At 53.3% G+C, this 20,022-nt stretch carries 17 protein-coding genes; all 17 read left to right on the top strand.

All coding sequences use genetic code 11. From position 1 onward, the window contains the following. The first annotated feature begins 4 nt into the window (after positions 1-4). Positions 5-2,224, top strand: coding sequence for a replication restart helicase PriA (gene priA, locus V2546_RS12285; protein WP_329752465.1), 2,220 nt, complete (start codon positions 5-7; stop codon positions 2,222-2,224). A 75-nt stretch (positions 2,225-2,299) separates the two neighbouring features. Beyond that, positions 2,300-2,776: a peptide deformylase gene (gene def, locus V2546_RS12280; RefSeq protein WP_118298097.1), complete on the top strand. Its 477-nt coding sequence runs from the start codon at positions 2,300-2,302 to the stop codon at positions 2,774-2,776. A gap of 1 nt (position 2,777) precedes the next feature. Next, a complete protein-coding gene (fmt, locus tag V2546_RS12275; RefSeq protein WP_118298098.1) occupies positions 2,778-3,704 on the top strand; it encodes a methionyl-tRNA formyltransferase in 927 nt (308 codons plus the stop codon). 96 nt (positions 3,705-3,800) lie between these two features. Continuing rightward, positions 3,801-4,526 carry a zinc metallopeptidase gene (locus tag V2546_RS12270; RefSeq protein WP_118298099.1) on the top strand — a complete coding sequence of 242 codons (726 nt, stop codon included), beginning with the start codon at positions 3,801-3,803 and terminating at the stop codon, positions 4,524-4,526. Further along, positions 4,516-5,844, top strand: a complete 1,329-nt coding sequence (rsmB, locus tag V2546_RS12265) for a 16S rRNA (cytosine(967)-C(5))-methyltransferase RsmB (RefSeq protein ID WP_329752464.1) — start codon at positions 4,516-4,518, stop codon at positions 5,842-5,844. Before V2546_RS12270 ends, rsmB begins: the two co-directional genes overlap by 11 nt. A gap of 63 nt (positions 5,845-5,907) precedes the next feature. Beyond that, a complete protein-coding gene (rlmN, locus tag V2546_RS12260; protein WP_329752463.1) occupies positions 5,908-6,954 on the top strand; it encodes a dual-specificity RNA methyltransferase RlmN in 1,047 nt (348 codons plus the stop codon). Next, on the top strand, positions 6,951-7,691 hold the full coding sequence (locus V2546_RS12255) for a Stp1/IreP family PP2C-type Ser/Thr phosphatase (RefSeq protein ID WP_329752462.1): 741 nt from the start codon (positions 6,951-6,953) through the stop codon (positions 7,689-7,691). Before rlmN ends, V2546_RS12255 begins: the two co-directional genes overlap by 4 nt. Then, positions 7,688-9,862: a Stk1 family PASTA domain-containing Ser/Thr kinase gene (gene pknB / locus V2546_RS12250; protein WP_329752461.1), complete on the top strand. Its 2,175-nt coding sequence runs from the start codon at positions 7,688-7,690 to the stop codon at positions 9,860-9,862. The genes V2546_RS12255 and pknB overlap by 4 nt, the downstream gene beginning before the upstream one ends. A gap of 76 nt (positions 9,863-9,938) precedes the next feature. Then, positions 9,939-10,817: a ribosome small subunit-dependent GTPase A gene (rsgA, locus tag V2546_RS12245; RefSeq protein WP_329752460.1), complete on the top strand. Its 879-nt coding sequence runs from the start codon at positions 9,939-9,941 to the stop codon at positions 10,815-10,817. Positions 10,818-10,821: 4 nt separating this feature from the next. Beyond that, positions 10,822-11,487 carry a ribulose-phosphate 3-epimerase gene (gene rpe / locus V2546_RS12240; RefSeq protein WP_486463589.1) on the top strand — a complete coding sequence of 222 codons (666 nt, stop codon included), beginning with the start codon at positions 10,822-10,824 and terminating at the stop codon, positions 11,485-11,487. Positions 11,488-11,693: 206 nt separating this feature from the next. Then, a complete protein-coding gene (locus tag V2546_RS12235) occupies positions 11,694-12,386 on the top strand; it encodes a thiamine diphosphokinase (RefSeq protein ID WP_329752459.1) in 693 nt (230 codons plus the stop codon). A gap of 311 nt (positions 12,387-12,697) precedes the next feature. Continuing rightward, complete coding sequence (locus V2546_RS12230) at positions 12,698-13,288, top strand: ECF transporter S component (RefSeq protein WP_118532068.1); 591 nt, start codon at positions 12,698-12,700, stop codon at positions 13,286-13,288. 163 nt (positions 13,289-13,451) lie between these two features. Continuing rightward, a complete protein-coding gene (locus V2546_RS12225) occupies positions 13,452-14,279 on the top strand; it encodes a pyridoxamine kinase (RefSeq protein WP_118321011.1) in 828 nt (275 codons plus the stop codon). A gap of 239 nt (positions 14,280-14,518) precedes the next feature. Further along, positions 14,519-15,799, top strand: coding sequence for a serine--tRNA ligase (gene serS / locus V2546_RS12220; RefSeq protein WP_118298108.1), 1,281 nt, complete (start codon positions 14,519-14,521; stop codon positions 15,797-15,799). Between the two features lie 222 nt (positions 15,800-16,021). After that, positions 16,022-16,834: a zinc dependent phospholipase C family protein gene (locus V2546_RS12215; RefSeq protein ID WP_329752458.1), complete on the top strand. Its 813-nt coding sequence runs from the start codon at positions 16,022-16,024 to the stop codon at positions 16,832-16,834. A 57-nt stretch (positions 16,835-16,891) separates the two neighbouring features. Then, complete coding sequence (cobI, locus tag V2546_RS12210; RefSeq protein WP_329752457.1) at positions 16,892-17,584, top strand: precorrin-2 C(20)-methyltransferase; 693 nt, start codon at positions 16,892-16,894, stop codon at positions 17,582-17,584. Positions 17,585-17,587: 3 nt separating this feature from the next. Further along, a complete protein-coding gene (cobA, locus tag V2546_RS12205) occupies positions 17,588-20,011 on the top strand; it encodes a uroporphyrinogen-III C-methyltransferase (protein ID WP_329752456.1) in 2,424 nt (807 codons plus the stop codon). Positions 20,012-20,022 lie beyond the last annotated feature (11 nt).

The following is a 20,022-nucleotide window of genomic DNA, read 5'->3' as shown; positions in this document are numbered from 1 at the left end:
CGGATTGGAACAGTACGCGGACATTATCATTGATCTTTCTGTAAAAAATGTGGACCGGATCTTCCAGTACCGGATCCCGGCCCATCTGAGAGAAGCTGTAAAATCGGGGGTACAGGTAAATGTCCCGTTCGGAAAGGGTGACACGGTGCGGAAGGGCATCGTCGTCGGGCTCTCGACGGAGACGGACTACGACCCGGAAAAGATGAAAGAGATCATGTCGGTGGAGGAAGGTGCGGTCCCGATCCGTACCCAGATGATCTGTCTGGCGTTCTGGATGAAGGACCGCTATGCGACCACGATGAACCAGGCGTTAAGGACGGTCCTCCCCGTGAAGGTGAAAGTGACGCCCAGGGAGGAGCGGGTGATCGTCTCCTTAAAACCCCGGGAGGAGATCGAGACGCTGCTCATAGAAGCGGAAAAGAAGAAATTCCGGGCAAGAGTCCGGCTTTACCGGGCGCTCCTGGAAAACGATGAACTGCCGTTAAAGCTCACATCGGAGAAACTCGGCGTCACATCCGCTACATTAAAACCGCTGGTGGAAAAAGAGATCGTCGAATTAAAAGCGGCGCCGAAGGAACCGGGACACCTGGGAAGCTTTTCATCCGCGCGGAATATTTCCCTGAATGAGGAACAGAGACGGGCAGCAGAGACTGTGATCCGGGACTATGATTCCGGACTGAGAAATACCTATCTGCTCTACGGGATCACGGGAAGCGGAAAGACGGAAGTCTATATGGAACTCATCGATCATGTCCTGCGGGAGGGCAGACAGGCGATCGTTCTGATCCCGGAGATCTCCCTGACTTACCAGACCGTGATGCGCTTTTACCGGAGATTCGGAAGCCGGGTCGGGATCATGAATTCCAGGCTTTCGGCCGGTGAGCGCTATGAACAGTCGGAACGGGCGGCAAACGGGGAGATCGACATCATGATCGGTCCTCGTTCCGCTCTTTTTACACCGTTCCCGGATCTCGGCCTCATCATCATCGATGAGGAACATGAAGGCGCATATAAGAGTGAGACGGCGCCGAGGTACGATGCGAGAGAGGTGGCGCGCGTCCGGGCAGATATGAGCGGGGCGGTCCTTGTTCTCGGATCTGCGACTCCGTCCGTGGAGAGCTACTACCGGGCGGAACGGGGGGAGTACCGGCTTCTGACACTCACAAAGAGAGCGAAGGAGAACAGCCGCCTGGCGGGAGTCCACATCGTGGATCTCAGGGAAGAACTCGCAGAGGGAAACCGCTCGATCTTCAGCCGGAAGTTAAAGAAACTGATCGAAGACCGGCTGGAGAAAAAACAGCAGGTGATGCTGTTCATGAATCGGCGAGGATATGCGGGCTTTGTGTCCTGCCGTTCCTGCGGAAAAGCGATGAAATGCCCGCACTGTGACGTGAGTCTTACCTACCACAGAAACGGCCGGTTAAAGTGTCACTACTGCGGATTTGAGCGCCCGCTCCCGGATCGATGCCCGTCCTGCGGATCCCCGTTTATCGCGCCGTTCGGGACCGGGACTCAGAAGCTGGAAGAGTTCACAAAGCGGGAGTTCCCGACTGCCCGCGTGCTTCGGATGGACGCGGACACGACTGCAAAAAAAGGGGCTCATGAGGAGATCCTCGCCACCTTCGCGGAGGGGGGCGCGGACATCCTGATCGGGACCCAGATGATCGTAAAGGGACACGATTTCGAAAATGTGACGCTTGTGGGTGTCATGGCGGCGGACCTCTCCCTCTATGCGCCTGATTTTAAGAGCGCGGAGCGGACCTTTGAACTCCTGACCCAGGCGTCTGGCCGTGCGGGCCGCGGGGATCTTTCGGGGGATGTGGTGATCCAGACCTACGCGCCTGACCACTATGCGGTCTCCTCGGCAGCCGAACAGGATTATCTGCAGTTCTACCGGCAGGAACTTCTCTACCGGAAGATGATGGGATATCCGCCGCTCGTGGGACTCCTGACGATCGGTCTTTCTTCAAAGAGGGAGGCAGATGTTGTCCGGGCGTCGGAGGACTTAAAACGCGTTATCCTGCGGGAATACGCTCTGGACGGGCTGAAAGTCATCGGCCCTGTGGAGGATTCCCCGTATAAACTTAATGATAATTACAGAAAAATTTTATATATGAAACATGAAAGTTATGATATACTATTAAAAATCAGAAATTCTGCCCGGAAACGGGAGACCATCCCGGATCTCTTCCGGAATGTGTTTGTGCAGTACGATCTGACGTGACATCATGTTTCGGCAAAAACAATGCGGGAGCCTTTCTGGCCCCGGTATCATAAATATGAGAGGAAATAAGATAAAATGGCAATCAGACAGATTAGAACCATCGGAGATGAGATCCTTACAAAACCGTGCAAACCGGTAAAAGAAATGAATGAGAGAACGATCGAACTCATTGAGGATATGTTTGAGACAATGTACGAGAGCAACGGCTGCGGTCTTGCGGCTCCGCAGGTAGGTGTTCGCAAGCGCATCGTGGTCATCGATGTGGATGACGGAAACCAGTATGTACTGATCAACCCGGAGATCCTTGAGACGAGCGGCAGCCAGACAGGACAGGAAGGCTGCTTAAGCGTTCCGGGAAAATGCGGACAGGTGACCCGCGCGGAGCATGTAAAGGCAAAAGCGCTCAATGAAAATATGGAGGAATACGAGATCGAGGCGGACGGACTTCTTGCCAGATGCATTCTCCATGAGTGCGACCACCTGGACGGAAAACTTTATGTGGACCTTGTAGAGGGCGAACTTCAGGACACAGTCGGAGAGGAAGAGGAATAATATGCGTATCGTATTTATGGGAACGCCGGACTTCGCAGTTCCGACGCTGACCGCTCTTGTGGAGGGCGGACATGAAGTGATCGCTGCGGTGACGCAGCCGGATAAACCGAAAGGACGCGGAAAATCCGTTCTTATGACGCCTGTAAAGGAAAAAGCGATCGAGTATCAGATCCCGGTATACCAGCCGGTGAAAGTGCGGGATCCGGAATTTGTGGATCTCTTAAAAGTGATGGCACCGGACGCGATCGTCGTTGTTGCCTTCGGACAGATCCTGCCGAAAGTGATCCTGGATCTGCCGAAATACGGCTGTGTGAATGTTCATGCGTCCCTGCTCCCGAAATACCGCGGAGCTGCCCCGATCCAGTGGGCAGTCATCGACGGCGAGAAGGAGAGCGGTGTGACCACGATGATGATGGATGTGGGACTCGACACCGGAGATATGCTCGAGCAGAAAGCGATCCCGCTCGATGAAAAAGAGACGGGCGGAAGCCTGTTTGACAAGCTCTCTGCCCTTGGCGGATCAATGATCTTATCGACGTTAAAAGGACTCGAGGACGGAACGATCACGAGAACTCCCCAGGGAGAATCGGAGACTTCCTATGCGAAGATGCTCACGAAAGAGATGGGACATATCGACTGGACAAAGGATGCGGCGTCCATCGAACGCCTTGTCCGCGGCTTGAATCCGTGGCCGAGTGCCTATACTTCCTACGCAGGAAAAACCATGAAGATCTGGGCAGCGGATGTGGCTGACCTTCCGGGCGAGAGGACTCCGGGAAAGATCCATGTGACAAAAAATCAGCTCTTTGTGGAGACCGGTGACGGCGTCCTTGATGTAAAAGAGCTTCAGCTTGAGGGAAAGAAGCGGATGGATACGGCTTCCTTCCTGCGCGGCTTCCAGATGGAAGACGGAAGTTTCTGCGAATAAGGCCTGTGGCAGGATCACACTGCAGCGCTCAGGCAGAAAAGTGACTGTGAAGTCAACACGGGAACGGCAGAAACGACATCGAAAGGAGAGATGTTTATGTACGGAATGTATGGTTACGGTTATGGATACGGGTTTGACCCGACGATCATCCTTGTACTGATCGGAGTTGCCCTCTCACTCTGGGCGCAGGGACGTGTGAATTCCACGTTCTCCAGATACTCGAGAGTCCGCAGCATGACCGGGATGACGGGTGCTGAGGCGGCGAGACGCCTTCTGAATGCCCAGGGAATCTATGATGTGACGGTCCAGCCGATCGCAGGAGAGCTGACAGACCACTATGATCCGCGGACGAAGACCGTAAATCTGTCCCAGTCCGTATACGGGGCAACTTCCGTCGCAGCGATCGGTGTCGCTGCCCACGAGTGCGGACACGCGATGCAGGACAATGAAGGATACGCTCCGCTGCGCTTCCGGAGCGCTCTGGTCCCGGCGGCAAACTTCGGCTCTAAACTTTCCTGGCCGCTGATCCTTTTAGGACTTGTGTTCGGCGGACTTGGCTCCCCGCTCGTTGAGATCGGGATCCTGATGTTCTCCCTTGCGGTGCTGTTCCAGCTCGTGACGCTTCCGGTGGAGTACAATGCGTCCGCCAGAGCAGTGAGACTCCTGGATTCCCAGGGGATCCTTGCGGGCGAGGAAGTAAGCGGAACGAGAAAAGTTCTGAATGCGGCAGCCCTCACTTACGTGGCAGCGGCGGCGACCTCGATCCTGCAGCTTCTTCGTCTCATTATTCTCTTTGGAGGAAGAAACAGACGTGACAACTAATACGACAAATATCCGGGAGGTCGTCCTTGACGTCCTCCTGGAAGTCCTTGAAAACCACAATTTAAGCCATCTCGTCTTAAAACAGGCACTGGAAAAGTACCTGTTTCTGGAACGCCAGGACCGCGCATTTATCACAAGATGCGTGGAGGGAACGCTGGAATACAGGATCCAGATCGATGCGGTGATCGACCGCTTCTCAAAGGTAAAGACTGCGAAGATGAAACCGGTGATCCGCGAGATCCTCCGGATGTCGGTCTACCAGATCCTCTATATGGAACGTGTCCCGGATTCCGCTGTCTGCAATGAGGCGGTAAAGCTTGCAAAAAAGAGAAAATTCCAGGGACTTTCCGGCTTTGTAAACGGTGTGCTGAGGACCGTCTCAAGAGAAAAAGAAAATCTGTCCTGGAAGGATGCATCCATCCGGTATTCGATCCCGCAGTGGATGCTGTCCATGTGGGAGGAGATGTTTGGAAAAGAGACCGCGGAGACGATCGCGGCATCGTTCCTGGAGGAACGTCCGCTCACGGTGCGGTTTAACGAGAGTATTGCCCCTGCGGCGGAGACCGTCGAAGAACTGAGAGCCCAGAATATCACGGTGGATCTGTCAGATGTATTCCCTGGGATCGCTTCGATCCGCGGATTTGACTACTTAGACCGAGTCACCGCGTTCGCGGAGGGAAAGATCACGGTCCAGGATCCGAGCTCCTCTCTGGCAGCCCGGATGGCATCCATCAAGCCGGGAGACTTTGTCCTTGACGTGTGCAGCGCCCCCGGAGGAAAGGCCATGCACGCGGCAGATCTCCTGAGGGGGACCGGAATGGTGGAAGCGCGGGATGTGAGTGAGAGAAAGACGGACCTCATCGAGGAAAATATCATGCGCTGCGGATTTCCCAATATCCGGACAATGGTCTGGGATGCGACGTTCCTGGATCCGTCCATGATCGGACAGGCAGATGTTGTCCTCGCGGATCTTCCGTGCTCCGGGCTCGGGATCATCGGCAAAAAGCCGGATATCAAGGAGCGGATGACGAAAGATGAGATCGTGAAACTGGCTGGACTTCAGAGGGAGATCCTCTCTGTGGTGTCCCAGTATGTGAAAACGGGCGGAACGCTTGTTTACAGCACCTGCACGATCACAAAAGAAGAGAATGCAGAGAACGCGGACTGGATCGAAAAAAATCTGCCGTTTGAGAAAAAAGAGATCCGTGACCTTCTGCCGGAGGCGTTAAAAGCTTCCTGCGAGGAGAACAGGATCCAGCTTTTACCGGGAGTCCATCCGTGCGACGGATTCTTTATCTCGGCATTCAGAAGAAAATAACTGTGCAGATATACCGGACAGTTACAGAAAAAATAACAGAACTGCTGTTTTGGAGAGTGGAGAATGGAAAAGAAAGACCTGAAATCAATGACGTTGGAGGAGCTGACAGAGTTTGTGAAGGAACTCGGCGAAAAGCCGTTCCGTGCGAAACAGCTGTACCAGTGGATGCATGAAAAACTGGCCGCATCCCTGGACGAGTGCACAAACCTGCCGAAAGCGTTTAAGGAAAAACTCGCGGAGAACAGTACATATACGTCTTTACGGACCGTAAGAATGCTGGAATCAGGGATCGACGGGACGAGAAAATATCTGTTTGGTCTCGATGACGGGAACGTGATCGAGAGCGTCCTGATGAAATACCATCACGGAAATTCCGTATGCATCTCATCCCAGGTCGGCTGCCGCATGGGCTGCCGGTTCTGTGCGTCGACTCTGGACGGACTTACGAGAAACTTACGTCCTTCAGAGATGCTGGATCAGATCTACCGGATCCAGAGATCCACGGGAGAGCGCGTTTCCAATGTGGTGGTCATGGGAAGCGGAGAGCCGATGGACAATTATGACAACCTGGTCCGCTTCATCCGGCTCCTCTCCGACGAAAACGGCCTGAACATCAGCCAGAGAAACATCACGGTCTCCACCTGCGGGATCGTCCCGAAGATCTTAAAGCTCGCGGATGAAGGTCTTTCGATCACCCTGGCACTTTCTCTTCATGCGCCGGACGATGAGACGAGAAAGACCCTGATGCCGATCGCCAACAGCTACTCCCTGTCGGAGGTGCTTCCGGCATGTAAGGAATATTATAAAAAGACAGGAAGACGCCTGACCTTTGAGTACAGCCTGGTCCAGGGAGTCAACGACAACCTCGATGAGGCAAAGCGCCTGACAGCGCTCTTAAAGGATATGCAGGGCCATGTGAACCTGATCCCGGTCAACCCGATCAAGGAGCGTGACTTTAAACAGTCCAACCGGGACGCGATCGACGCGTTCAAAGGCTACCTTGAAAAACACGGGATCAACGTTACGATCCGCCGGGAGATGGGCCGCGACATCGGCGGCGCCTGCGGGCAGCTTAGAAAGAGTTACCTGAGTGAGGAGGGACTGTCATGATCTCTTACGCGAAGACAGATACCGGAATCGTGAGAAGATCCAATCAGGATTTCCTGTTTGCATCGGATCAGCCGGTGGGACCGCTCCCGAACCTGTTCATCGTTGCAGACGGAATGGGCGGACATAAAGCAGGGGATTTCGCATCCCGGTATGTCGTGGAACATATGAAAGAAAATATCGAAAATTCTGACGCTGTGAGTCCGGTGATGGTCCTGAGAAAAGCGCTTGAAAAGACGAATCTCGGCCTTTATGAGGAGTCCATGGAAGATCCGGAGCGGGAAGGAATGGGATCCACCCTGGTGGCGGCCACCATCGAGGACGATATGATGTATGTGGCAAACGTGGGGGACAGCAGACTCTACCTTCTGCGGGACAGCCTGGCCCAGATCACGCGGGATCACTCCCTTGTGGAGGAGATGGTCGCGAGAGGGAAGATGGAGCGGGACAGTGAATCCTACCGGAACCAGAAGAATATCATCACGCGCGCTGTAGGGATCGGAAAGCGTGTGGAGGCGGACTTCTTCGAGGTGCCGCTTCTCGAAAGCGACTGCGTTCTGCTCTGCTCCGACGGACTGACAAACATGGTGGATGACGCAGAGATCAGCCGCGTCTTAAAGACGACGAATACACTGAAAGAGAAGACGGACGCCCTGATCGATGAGGCAAACCGGAACGGAGGAAAGGACAACATTGCGATCGTCCTTGTAGAACCTCAGATAAGTGAGGTGAATGTATGATTCTATATCCTGGAACGATGCTCCAGGATCGGTATGAGATCCTGGAAAAGATCGGATCTGGCGGAATGTCAGATGTGTATAAGGCAAAATGCCATAAGCTGAACCGCCTTGTCGCGATCAAGGTTCTGAAATCGGAGTTTACTTCCGACGCCACTTTTGTCAGCAAATTTAAGATGGAAGCCCAGGCGGCAGCCGGACTTTCCCACCCGAATATTGTCAATATCTACGACGTTGTGGATGAAGGAGACATCCACTTCATCGTTATGGAGCTCGTAGAGGGAATTACTTTAAAGAGCTATATCACGAAAAAAGGTCATCTTGAAGTGAAAGAAGCGATCGGGATCGCGATCCAGGTTGCCTCCGGGATCGAGGCTGCCCACGAGCAGCATATCATCCACCGGGACATCAAACCGCAGAATATGCTGATTTCCATGGACGGCAAGGTGAAGGTCGCGGATTTCGGGATCGCGAGAGCCGTCTCCTCCCAGACCATGAATGCGGCAACGGTAGTGGGATCCGTCCACTACATTTCCCCGGAGCAGGCGCGGGGCGGATACAGCGATGAGCGGAGTGATCTGTATTCTCTCGGTATCACGATGTTCGAGATGGTCACCGGTCATGTCCCGTTTGCGGGAGACAACACCGTGACAGTTGCGCTGGCACATCTGGAAGATCCGATGCCGGATCCGAGAACACTGAATCCGGAGGTTTCCCCGAGTCTTGCCCGCATCATCTTAAAATGTACGGAAAAGAGACCGGAACGCCGCTATCCGAGCGCGGCAGCCGTGATCAGCGACCTGAGAAGAGCGCTCTTAAACGACGATGATCCGAATGTCGGTGTGATCGAGGAGGAAGACCACAGCTCCGATACGATCGTGATCAGCCCGAATGAGCTGAATATGATCAAGACCAGGAGTGGAGAGCGGATCCGGGAGTCAAAGCCGGTGAAGGAGATCCGTGAGCGCAGGGAACGGCGTGATCTGGAAAAACGTTATGAGCAGCCGGAGGGCGCAAAGAAAGACCAGAAAAAGAGCAAAGAGAACGACGAAGCGACCGGGCTGGAAAAGATCCTGACCGGCCTGGGTGTTGCGGCAGCCGTGATCATCGTGGCGGTCGTGATCGTATTTATCCTGAAACTCGGCGGCCTCTTCAGGAGCAGCACGCCGGAAGATCCGACGGAGCAGGTCTCCCAGGAGGCGACCACGGAGGAGGCAAAGACCACAGCGGTATCGGAGACAACGATCAGCCAGAAAGAGGTCTACATGCCGAAGCTTGTGGGACATTCACAGGATGAAGCTGAGAAGATTCTGCAGGGACTCGACCTTTCCATGCAGGTGGAGCAGGAAAATTCCGACGGTGTGGAAAAAGGCATGGTCATTTCCCAGAAAGAGGAACCGGATACCGTGATCCCGCGCTTTTCCAAGGTGACTGTCGTCATCAGCGCCGGATCTGACAAGGTGGATCTCGCGGAACTCGGACTTTCCGGAATGACTCTTGAGACGGCAGTGCGCCTCTTAGAGGGAAAGAACCTGAAAGCAGATGTGCAGGAAGAATCCAGCGAGGATGTCCCGTCCGGAACCATCATCCGCTATGAGCCGGAGGACAAAGTGGCACTCGGAAGTACTGTGACTCTGTATGTGAGCACGGGGCCGGAGGAAGAATTTGTCTCTGTTCCGAATCTCTACGGAAAGACAGACGCGGAGGCATCCGTACTTCTTTCTGCGGCAGGACTTGTGGCGGGCGAGATCTCAAAAGAGTATGACAGTACGATCTCGGCCGGTCATGTCATCAGCCAGGGCGTTGAGGCAGGAACCCAGGTCGCACCCGGAGAGACCGTGGATTATACCGTGAGTCTCGGACCGGAAGCACCGAAAAAACAGTTTATCGCCTCCCTGGATGCAAGTTATCCTCTTCAGGTCTCCTACGGACCGGGGGCAGCGTCCTCCGAGATCCAGATCCTGATCCGTTTAAAACAGACGGTAAACGGAAAAGTGACCTACACGAAACTTGCAGAGCCGAAGTCCTACAGCGCGGACACGACCTTAAATATCAAGCTTGACAAGATCCGCGGCGCAGACGGCGTGCAGACCGGTGAAGTGGAGATCGTGGATCTCACGAACAATGTCGTTCTGACCTCGTACAACGTAACCTTTACGGAAGTTGACAGCTGATAAAAGGCGGCAGAGAGCGGATACGAAACCTGACTGCGGAGCATACGGGCAGTCAGGATGAGATATGGGAGAGTGTATGACTGGAAAAATCATTAAGGGGATCGCCGGATTTTACTATGTCCATGACGGCGTTTCCAAAGTATATGAATGCAAGGCAAAGGGCGTATTCCGGAACAGGAAGATCAAACCTCTTGTGGGTGACAATGTGGAATTCGATGTGCTCTCAGAGGAGGAATGCCTCGGAAACATCGTGGAGATCCTCCCGAGAGAGAATTCCCTGATCCGCCCGGCCGTCGCGAACATTGACCAGGCGATGATCGTGTTCGCGGTCGCTGATCCGGAACCGAACTTAAACCTTCTGGACCGGTTCCTTGTCACGATGGAAGCCCAGAATGTGCCGGTGGTGATCTGTTTTAACAAGACGGACCTCGGAAAAGAGGGAGAGGCTGACCGGCTCGCTGAAATCTACCGGAACGCAGGATATGAAGTTCACTTATCCTGCGCTCTTGAGGGAGATGGGATCGAGGCGATCCACGATCTTCTCCGGGGAAAGACGACAGCTCTTGCCGGTCCATCCGGTGTCGGGAAATCGTCCCTGACGAACCGCATCCAGCCGGAGGCGGAGATGGAGACGGGTGCTGTCAGCGAGAAGATCAGGAGAGGACGCCACACAACGAGACATTCCGAGCTGTTTTTCGTCGAGAAGGAAACCTTCGTGATGGATACGCCCGGATTCAGCTCGATCTTTGTTGACGATATGAAGCCGGAGGAATTAAAAGACTATTTCCCGGAGTTTGAAGCCTATGAGCCGGAATGCCGGTTCCTTGGCTGCGTCCATGTAGGAGAGCGGGAATGCGGTGTCAAGGATGCCGTAAAAGCAGGAAAGATCGCAGGATCCCGGTATGACAATTACCGGTTGATCTATGATGAACTTAAGAATAAAAGGAGATATTAAGATCATGTATATTTTAGCGCCATCGATTCTTTTAGCAGATTTTTCAAAACTTGGAGAGGATGTAAAGACTGTTTCCGACGCCGGAGCGCAGTACATCCATCTCGACGTGATGGACGGAGCGTTTGTTCCGAGCATTTCCTTCGGTATGCCGGTGATCTCTTCCCTCAGAAAGACGACAGACCGTGTGTTTGATGTCCACATGATGGTGGAGGAGCCGGGAAGATATGTAAATGATGTGAGAAAGGCCGGCGCGGACCTCATCTGTGTCCACCAGGAAGCCTGTCTTCACCTTGACCGTACGATCAACCAGATCAAGGAGACCGGCGCGAAAGCGGCTGTCGCATTAAACCCGGCGACACCTGTGGAGACTCTTTCCTGCATCTTAAAAGAGGTCGATATGTTCCTCATCATGTCCGTCAATCCGGGATTCGGCGGACAGAAATTTATCCCGTACACCTTAGAGAAGATCAAAAAGCTCCGCACCATGTTAAATGAGGCCGGTCTTACCACGGATATCGAAGTGGACGGCGGCGTCAATGCGGCAAATGTGAGAGATGTTCTCGACGCCGGTGCAAATGTCATCGTTGCCGGTTCTGCGGTATTTAAGAATGATGCGGCAGCGAATACGCGGGAATTTTTAAAGATCTTTGACGAGTATTCTGCAAAATAGAACCGGCAAAGTCTGCGGTCACTGTGGTATCATACGGAATTCCCGCTTCAAGAATTCCCGGATACGAAGAGTAACGAAATCATTTCATCAGCCATGCGTTTCCTGTATGCCATGAAGATCATGGAACAGGAAACGTCATGGCTGGATTTTTATCTCAGTCAGATAAGATCCCACCTGATCGGATCAAAAGGAGTGTGACAACGAAAATGAGTTCAGATATGAAAGAAGCTGCGGACACTTGCCTGATCGTGTCCGGCGGGCCGACAGACCGGGAGTTTGCGGCAAAATTTGTAAAGGAGAGGAAGTACCCGTATGTGATCGCGGTGGACGCCGGACTGGCTGTCTGTGAGGACCTGGGACTTGTCCCGGATCTCGCGGTGGGGGATTTTGACACCTTTGGTCTGGAGCGGATGGAGGAGCTAAGGAAGAAGGAAGGCTGGGCAACGGATGTCCACAAACCGGAAAAGGATGAGACGGACACAGACCTCGCAGTCTGCTCCGCTCTCCGCGCCGGTTTCCGCACAGCCCATGTGCTCGGCGCTACGGGCGGAAGACTGGACCACGAGCTCTCCAACATTCACCTGATGAGGGCTGCGAAAGACGCCGGACTTTTTATGGAGATCTATGATGCAAAGAACCGGATCTTTCTCCTGACGCCGGACGATGAAGAACATTCCGTCTTTCGAAAGACAGACCTCTACGGAAAATACGTCTCCTTTCTGCCGCTCACGGAGAAAGTTCTCGGGATCACGCTGGATGGATTTAAGTATCCGCTCCATAATAAGGATATCTCGATCCTGGAAAACCCGAGTCTCTGCGTCAGCAACGAGGTCCCCGGGGAGTCTGCAAAGATCTCATTCCGTGAGGGGATCCTGATCTGTGTGGAATCCGGAGACTAAGATGCGGGATCAGGAAAACGCTGCAGAATGAAAAAGATGAAAGACTGAGCGCAGGACACAGGCAGAAGGCGGGACCGGAAGAGTGGAATAAGAATCTACTGGACTGCATAAAAAAACCAAAACTGGACATTTTGCACAATCCACATGCGTGCTACTATGGATGACAAGACAGAAGAGACAGCTCCTGCATGACCTGTCGGAATGGCTCCGGAAGCTCATATTCACGAAGAGCGATTCCTGATGCCGGACGGCATGCATCTGAAGAGAACTGCCGGATGGACTGTCAGTAACACACGAGGGGAGACTTAATTATGAAAGAAAAGAATGACCAGTTAATGAAAATCGCGCAGGCGGGCCTGATGGCGGCGCTCTGCTATATCGGATATGCGGTGTTCCCGGCGATCTCAGCCAGCGGAAGCAAGATCCACATCGGAAATGCGTTCGTCGTTCTTTCCGCGTACCTCCTCGGAGGTGTCTACGGAGGTCTTTCCGGAGCGGTCGGCTTATCGATCGCTGATATTGTCGGCGGTTACGCGGCATCTGCACCGAGAACCTTTATCACAAAGCTTGTGATCGGCCTGATCGTCGGCTTCGTAGCTCATAAGATCGCGAAGCTTTCCGATGAACATGACCATGCGTATGTGATCCGCTGGTCCGCGATCGCTGCAGTCTGCGGTCTCGGCTTCAACTGCTTCTTCGAGCCGGCGTTAAAGTATGTATGGTACACCTTATTATTCCCGAATGCTGACAAAGCCGCATCCGCGATCAAGGCGCTCCTTGCGATCACAACGTACACGACGATCATCAATGCAGTGATCAATTCCGTGATCGCCGTGATCCTCTACGCAGCGCTCCGCCCGGCTTTAAGAAAAGCGGGGTTGATTGCTGCAGAGAGAGTGTAAAAGATCAGGATTCAGGGAAAATAACTGAAAGATATGAATCAAAGTATTTTCCGCAGAATTTCTATTTGTCTATGTGCTGATGCCCGTGTGAACAGGAATCCCGGGAACGGCAGTGTATAAACGAGGGGGATTGCGGAAACACAGAAAGACTGGAAGAAAAATTATGCAGAAAAAAATTGCTGTGATCAATGATCTTTCCGGGTATGGCCGCTGTTCATTAACAGTGGCTATTCCTGTTTTATCGGTCATGGGCCATCAGTGCTGTCCGGTACCGACAGCGATCCTCTCGAACCACACGGAATTTCCGGTGTATTTCTTCGATGATTACACGGAAAAAATGACAGCCTACACTGACAAGTGGAAGGAACTCGGTCTCTCCTTCGATGCGGTGGCGACAGGATTTCTCGGCTCGGAGGCACAGATCGAGATCGTCATGGACATGATCCGGAAACTGGAGTCGGAGGAGACGTTTGTCGTCGTCGATCCTGTCATGGGAGACCATGGACATGCCTATGAGACCTACACGCCGGAGATGTGCGAGCAGATGAAGGAACTCGTCTGCATGGCGGATATCGTCCTCCCGAACGTGACGGAGTGCTGCATCCTCACGGATACCCCCTACAAAAAGGAAAACTGGACGCGGCGGGAGCTTTTAAATATGGCGATGATGCTTCGGCTCATGGGTGCGAAGTCAGTGGTCATCACGGGAGTCCGCGAAGGCAGCTATTACACGAACGTGGTCCTGGAACGCGGGCAGATGGAAGCAAAATTTATCAGGACAAGATCTTCCGGCGGCGAGCGCCCGGGAACCGGAGATGTTTTCTCCTCCGTTGTGGCGGGTGCACTCCTAAATGGAAAGTCCCTTCCCGAGGCAGTCGCTCAGGCAGCAGGTTTCGTGAAAGAGTGCATCAAAGTCTCCGACGAGGAGCAGATCCCGCACGCGAACGGCGTCTGCTTTGAGAAGATTCTGGGGAAACTGATAAAAAAGTAAGAGAAATCCCCTTCCTTTTCTCGAAGAAATATGATATATTTTTACCAAAGCGTGTTTTACGCAGAAAAGCCGTCAGATATCGGAGAACGTGTATCAGGAAAACTCCGGGTCCACGGACGGCACCGGATCTGATAAAGCCGGAAGAGAGAAAATTTACGCGGCGTTTCCGCAGATCGACCGGAAATGAGCAGGCCTGATCCTGAAATGTTGGAATTGCTGCAAAAATAAGGAGAAAAGCGATGTTAGATTTAAGATTTGTAAGAGAAAATCCGGAAGTCGTAAAGCAGAACATCCGGAATAAATTCCAGGATGCGAAACTTCCGTTAGTAGACGAAGTGATCGAGCTGGACGAGGAGAACAGAAAAGTAAAGAAAGAGGCTGATGATCTCCGCGCAAACAGAAACAAGATCTCCAAACAGATCGGTGCGTTAATGGGACAGGGAAAGAGAGAAGAAGCAGAAGAGGTAAAGAAACAGGTTACCGCAGCTTCCGATCACCTTGCTGAACTTGAGGAGAAAGAAAAAGACCTCGAGGAGCGCATCAAAAAGATCATGATGACGATCCCGAACATCATCGATCCGTCCGTTCCGATCGGTAAAGATGACAGCGAGAACGTGGAAGTACAGAAATTCGGTGATCCGGTCGTTCCGGATTTCGAGATCCCGTACCACACAGAGATCATGGAGAGATTCAACGGAATCGACCTTGACTCTGCAAGAAGAGTTGCCGGAAACGGTTTCTACTACTTAATGGGCGATATCGCAAGACTTCATTCTGCAGTGATCGCATATGCAAGAGATTTCATGATCGACCGTGGATTCACATACTGCGTACCGCCGTTCATGATCCGCAGCGACGTTGTTACCGGCGTTATGAGCTTCGCAGAGATGGACGCTATGATGTACAAGATCGAGGGCGAGGACCTCTACCTCATCGGTACAAGTGAGCACTCCATGATCGGTAAATTCATCGACCAGATCATCCCGGAGGAGGAACTTCCGAAGACCTTAACAAGCTATTCTCCGTGCTTCCGTAAAGAGAAAGGCGCACACGGCATCGAGGAGCGCGGTGTATATCGTATCCACCAGTTCGAGAAACAGGAGATGATCGTTGTCTGCAAGCCAGAAGAATCCAAGATGTGGTTCGACAAGTTATGGCAGAACACCGTAGACCTGTTCCGTTCCATGGACATCCCGGTTCGTACCTTAGAGTGCTGCTCCGGTGACCTCGCTGACCTGAAGGTAAAATCTGTCGATGTTGAGGCATGGTCCCCGAGACAGAAGAAGTACTTCGAGGTAGGAAGCTGCTCCAACCTTGGCGACGCTCAGGCAAGACGTTTAAGAATCCGTGTAAACGGAGCGGACGGAAAGAAATATTTCGCCCACACCTTAAACAACACGGTTGTAGCTCCGCCGAGAATGCTGATCGCTTTCCTGGAGAACAACTTACAGGCAGATGGTTCCGTAAGAATTCCGGAAGTTTTAAGACCGTATATGGGCGGCAAGTCCGAAATCAAATAAATAAGGAATTTCATAAAGCTGTGGCGAGTCATTTTGTCACAGCTTTTTTCCGTTTTGTAACTGTTCAATACCCTCACGATTGCGGGCAGACATCCATTCCAAACCGGCTTCGCCGATGGGATTTTTGCCTTCAAACCTATGTTATATTACGGTCAGCGCAGCAAGTGCGCAGATCTACGGAACAGTTACTCTGTTTTTTATATTACAAAGGAGATGAGTTTCATGCCGGCAGCATTTGCACATGATCTTTACGGGAGAAAAGTATATATGGAGGCAGATCCGGTCATCAAGCGGATCATAAAGAAAGAGCGGTACTGCTTTCTTCTTGGCGCGCATGGACCGGATGTCCTGTTTTTTTACAAAGCGCTCGGAAAGAACAAGGTGAACCAGAAAGGCGTGAGAATGCACGAGGAACCGGCTGCAAAGCTTTTTGAGCGGGGAAAGATGCTGGTCCATGAGGCGGAGACACGGGACGAGCGGGATGAGATGATCGCATACCTCATGGGCGTTGCCTGCCATTTCTGTCTGGATAACCGGGTCCATGCCTATGTGAACGCGGAGGAGAAACGGACCGGGATCACCCACGCGGAGATCGAGACGGAGCTGGAGAGACGGCTTCTGGAGCGCGAACACATGCGGCCGCTCCACTCAAACCTCACTTGCCATTTAAAGATTACTGCCCAGACTGTCCGCGCCTCCTCAAGACTTTTCGATGAGGACCCGATCAAGGTCGCAAAGGCCATTATGAGCTTTAGGACCATGAACCGGCTGTTCATCAACTCCAGCGAATGGACGAAGCGGTTCTGCTGCTTCCTGCTTCGCTTTACGGGCTGCTACGGGGTGATCCACGGCATGTTCATGAGAAAACAACCGACACCGGGATGTGAGTCGATCACAGACCATCTGGAGAGCGAATTCCATGAGGCAGTCCCGGTCGGGGCGGAGCTTCTCAGCGACCTGTTTACATACCTGAGAGGAAAGGGACCGATGCCGGAACTGTTTTACGGAAACTTTAACGGGGAGACACCGGCGTAATTTTTGCAGACACAATGCGGAAAGAAACAAAAACTTGGAGAATAAAGGAGAACCATCATGCGGGGAAAGATCTATGGAATCGGAGTGGGACCGGGTGACCCGGAGCTTATGACATTGAAGGCGGTCCGCCTGATCCGAGAAGCAGATGTGATCGCGATCCCGGGAAAAGACCGGGAGTCCTGCACCGCATATCAGATCGTCAGCGGGGCAGTTCCGGAGATCAAAGATAAGGAGATCGTCCCTGTGGTGTTTCCGATGACAAAAAATGAGACTGTGTTAAGGGAGAGCCATGAGGCGGCGGTTCAGAGCCTTACGGCGCTTATGGACCAGGGAAAGACCATCGCGTTTCTGACGCTGGGGGACGTGACGATCTATTCGACCTACGGCTATGTCCATCAGGAACTTTTGAGTCTCGGATATGAGTCGATTCTGGTAAACGGGGTCCCGTCCTTCTGCGCGGCGGCGGCAAAACTCGGGATCTCACTCGGGGAAAAGGCGGAGGCGATCCACATTCTGCCGGGATCCTATCCGGTCGCAGACGGACTGGAGCTCCCGGGAACAAAGATCTTAATGAAGTCAGGAAAAAAGATCGGGGACGTGAAGCGGGAACTCATGGAAAGAGAGCTTCCGGCCTGGATGGTGGAAAACTGCGGAATGGACGGCGAACGGCTTTTTGAGAGCGCTTCGGAGATTGCGGAGGACGCGGGATATTATTCCCTTATTATCGCGAAGGACAGGGAGGAACAGTAGCGCATGGAGACAAAAAAATGGCGGACGATCCGGATCGGAACGCGGAAGAGCAGACTGGCGCTCGTTCAGACAAAGATGGTTGCGGAGGCGATCCAGGCAGTATGTCCGGAGGTCGTGTGCGAGCTGGTGCCGCTGATGACAAAAGGCGATAAGATCTTAAAGACATCCCTCGTGGCGTTCGGCGGAAAAGGCGCGTTTGTCGAGGAGTTTGAGCAGGGATTGTTAAACGGGGAGATCGACCTTGCGGTCCACAGCGCGAAGGACATGCCGATGGATCTGAGCGACGGGCTTTGCATTGGGGCAGTTTTAAAACGGGAAGATCCGAGAGACGTCTTTGTAACGGTAAAAGGCCGGACTTCGGAGCGGATGCCGCGGATCATCGGAACGGGAAGCCCGAGACGCCAGGTTCAGATCATGGAGCGCGGGGACGTGGAGTGCAGACTTCTTCGCGGAAATGTCGATACACGGCTGAAAAAACTATATGCGGGAGAGTATGACGGGATCATTCTTGCTGCTGCTGGTCTCTCCCGCCTCGGACTTCTGGATGATCCGAGATTTTCATTTGAATTCCTGGAACCGGAAATCTTTATCCCGGCGGGCGGACAGGGGATCATCGCTGTTGAGGCAAAAAAAGGCAGCGAGGTTTTAAAGATCCTGGAAAAACTGAATGACAGAGAGGCGGAGCGCGCCCTGTTTGCGGAGCGGAAGGTCCTGCGTCTTCTTGGGGCAGGCTGTACCGCGGCAGTTGGTGTGTACGCGAAGGAAGAGAATGGAAACTTCCGGATGGATCTGATGAGGGAAACAAAGAACGGAGTAACCCGCACTCAGGTTTCAGGAGCAGCGGAGGATTCCATGAGACTCGCGGAGCTTCTTGTCAGACAGGGAACCGATGGGGATGTGCCGGCAGGAAAGGCATTTCTCGTCGGAGCAGGTCCGGGAAATGGCGGTCTGATCACTGTAAAGGGGCAGCAGATCTTAAAAGCGGCGGAAGTTCTCGTATATGACCGGCTTGGCTCCGAGGAATTATTGTCTTTAGTGCCGGAATCCTGCGAGCGGATCTATGTCGGGAAAGAGGCGGGTCACCACATCAAAAAACAGTCGGAGATCAACCGGATCCTTGTGGAGAAAGCACTGGAGGGGAAACGTGTAGTCCGCTTAAAAGGTGGAGATCCCTTCGTCTTTGGGCGAGGCGGCGAGGAGATCCAGGCACTCACGGAGGCAGGAATCTCCTATGAGGTCGTCCCGGGCGTCACATCCGCGATCGGAGCACTGGAAGCGGCCGGGATCCCGGTCACACACCGGAATATCGCAAGAGATTTCCATGTCTTTACAGGACATATCTCCCATGAGGACGGCGAAGGACTCTCCGGGGATTACAGCCTGTATGCGAAACTCCCGGGAACCCTGATCTTTCTGATGGGATTATCCAACCTTGAGGAGATCGTGAAACGTCTCATGGACGGCGGAAAAGACGGGGAGACGCCCGCTGCCGTTGTGACGGACGGAACACTTTCGAGAATGCGTGTAGTGAGGGCATCCTTGAAAGACCTGCCGGAAGCCGTGAGAAAATCGGGACTCACACCGCCGGGGATCATCGCGGTCGGTGAGGTCTGCGCATTCCACTTTACATCCATGGTCCCGGGCGCGCTCACCGGAATTACAGTCGGAGTCACCGGAACGGAAGCCGTCGGAGGACGGATCATGGACCGGCTGGCAGTCGAAGGGGCGAAGACGATCCGCGCCGGGGAGTCGGTCGTAGTGAGAGAACCGATGGATCGCCTGGATCAGGCATTCGCGGATCTTGCACAGTACAGCTGGGTGATCTTCACAAGCCGGAATGCGGTGAAGATCTTCTTCGAGCGGATGCATGAAAAGCATGTGGATCTCAGAAAACTCGGCTCCTTAAAGTTTGCCGCTGTCGGGCGCGGGACCGGGGAGTATCTCGCAAATATCGGGATCACGCCGGACTTTATCCCGAAAGAATACACGACGAAGGCGCTGGCAGACGGACTTGCGGCGCATCTGAAAGAAGCAGGAGAAATTTCCGGGATTTCCGAGAGTGGAAAACTTCTGATCCCACGGGCAAAACAGGGATCAAAGATCCTCACGGATCGGCTGGAAGAACAGGGATATCTGTTTGATGACATCCCGATCTATGATGTGCGGGCGGAGCAGACAGATCTTTCGCGGCTGAAACATGCCGACTACATCACATTTGAAAGTGGTTCCGGCGTCCGCGGATTTTTCGCAGGACGGGAGAAAGATGCGGCAGCTCTGTTTGGGACGGCGCGCCCGGTCTGCATCGGAAAAGTGACAGCGGCGGTCCTCGCGGAGTATGGAGTGACAAATGCCCTGACAGCCTCCGATTACACTGCGGACGGGATCCTGGAGGTGCTGCTGGCGGACCGGAATGAGATCGCGAGATAACAAAAGTTGCG

The sequence above is a fragment of the Clostridium sp. CM74B_53 genome (assembly GCF_036318045.1).
Classification (GTDB): domain Bacteria; phylum Bacillota; class Clostridia; order Lachnospirales; family Lachnospiraceae; genus Pilosibacter.
This window is presented reverse-complemented; position numbering and strand designations above follow the sequence as displayed.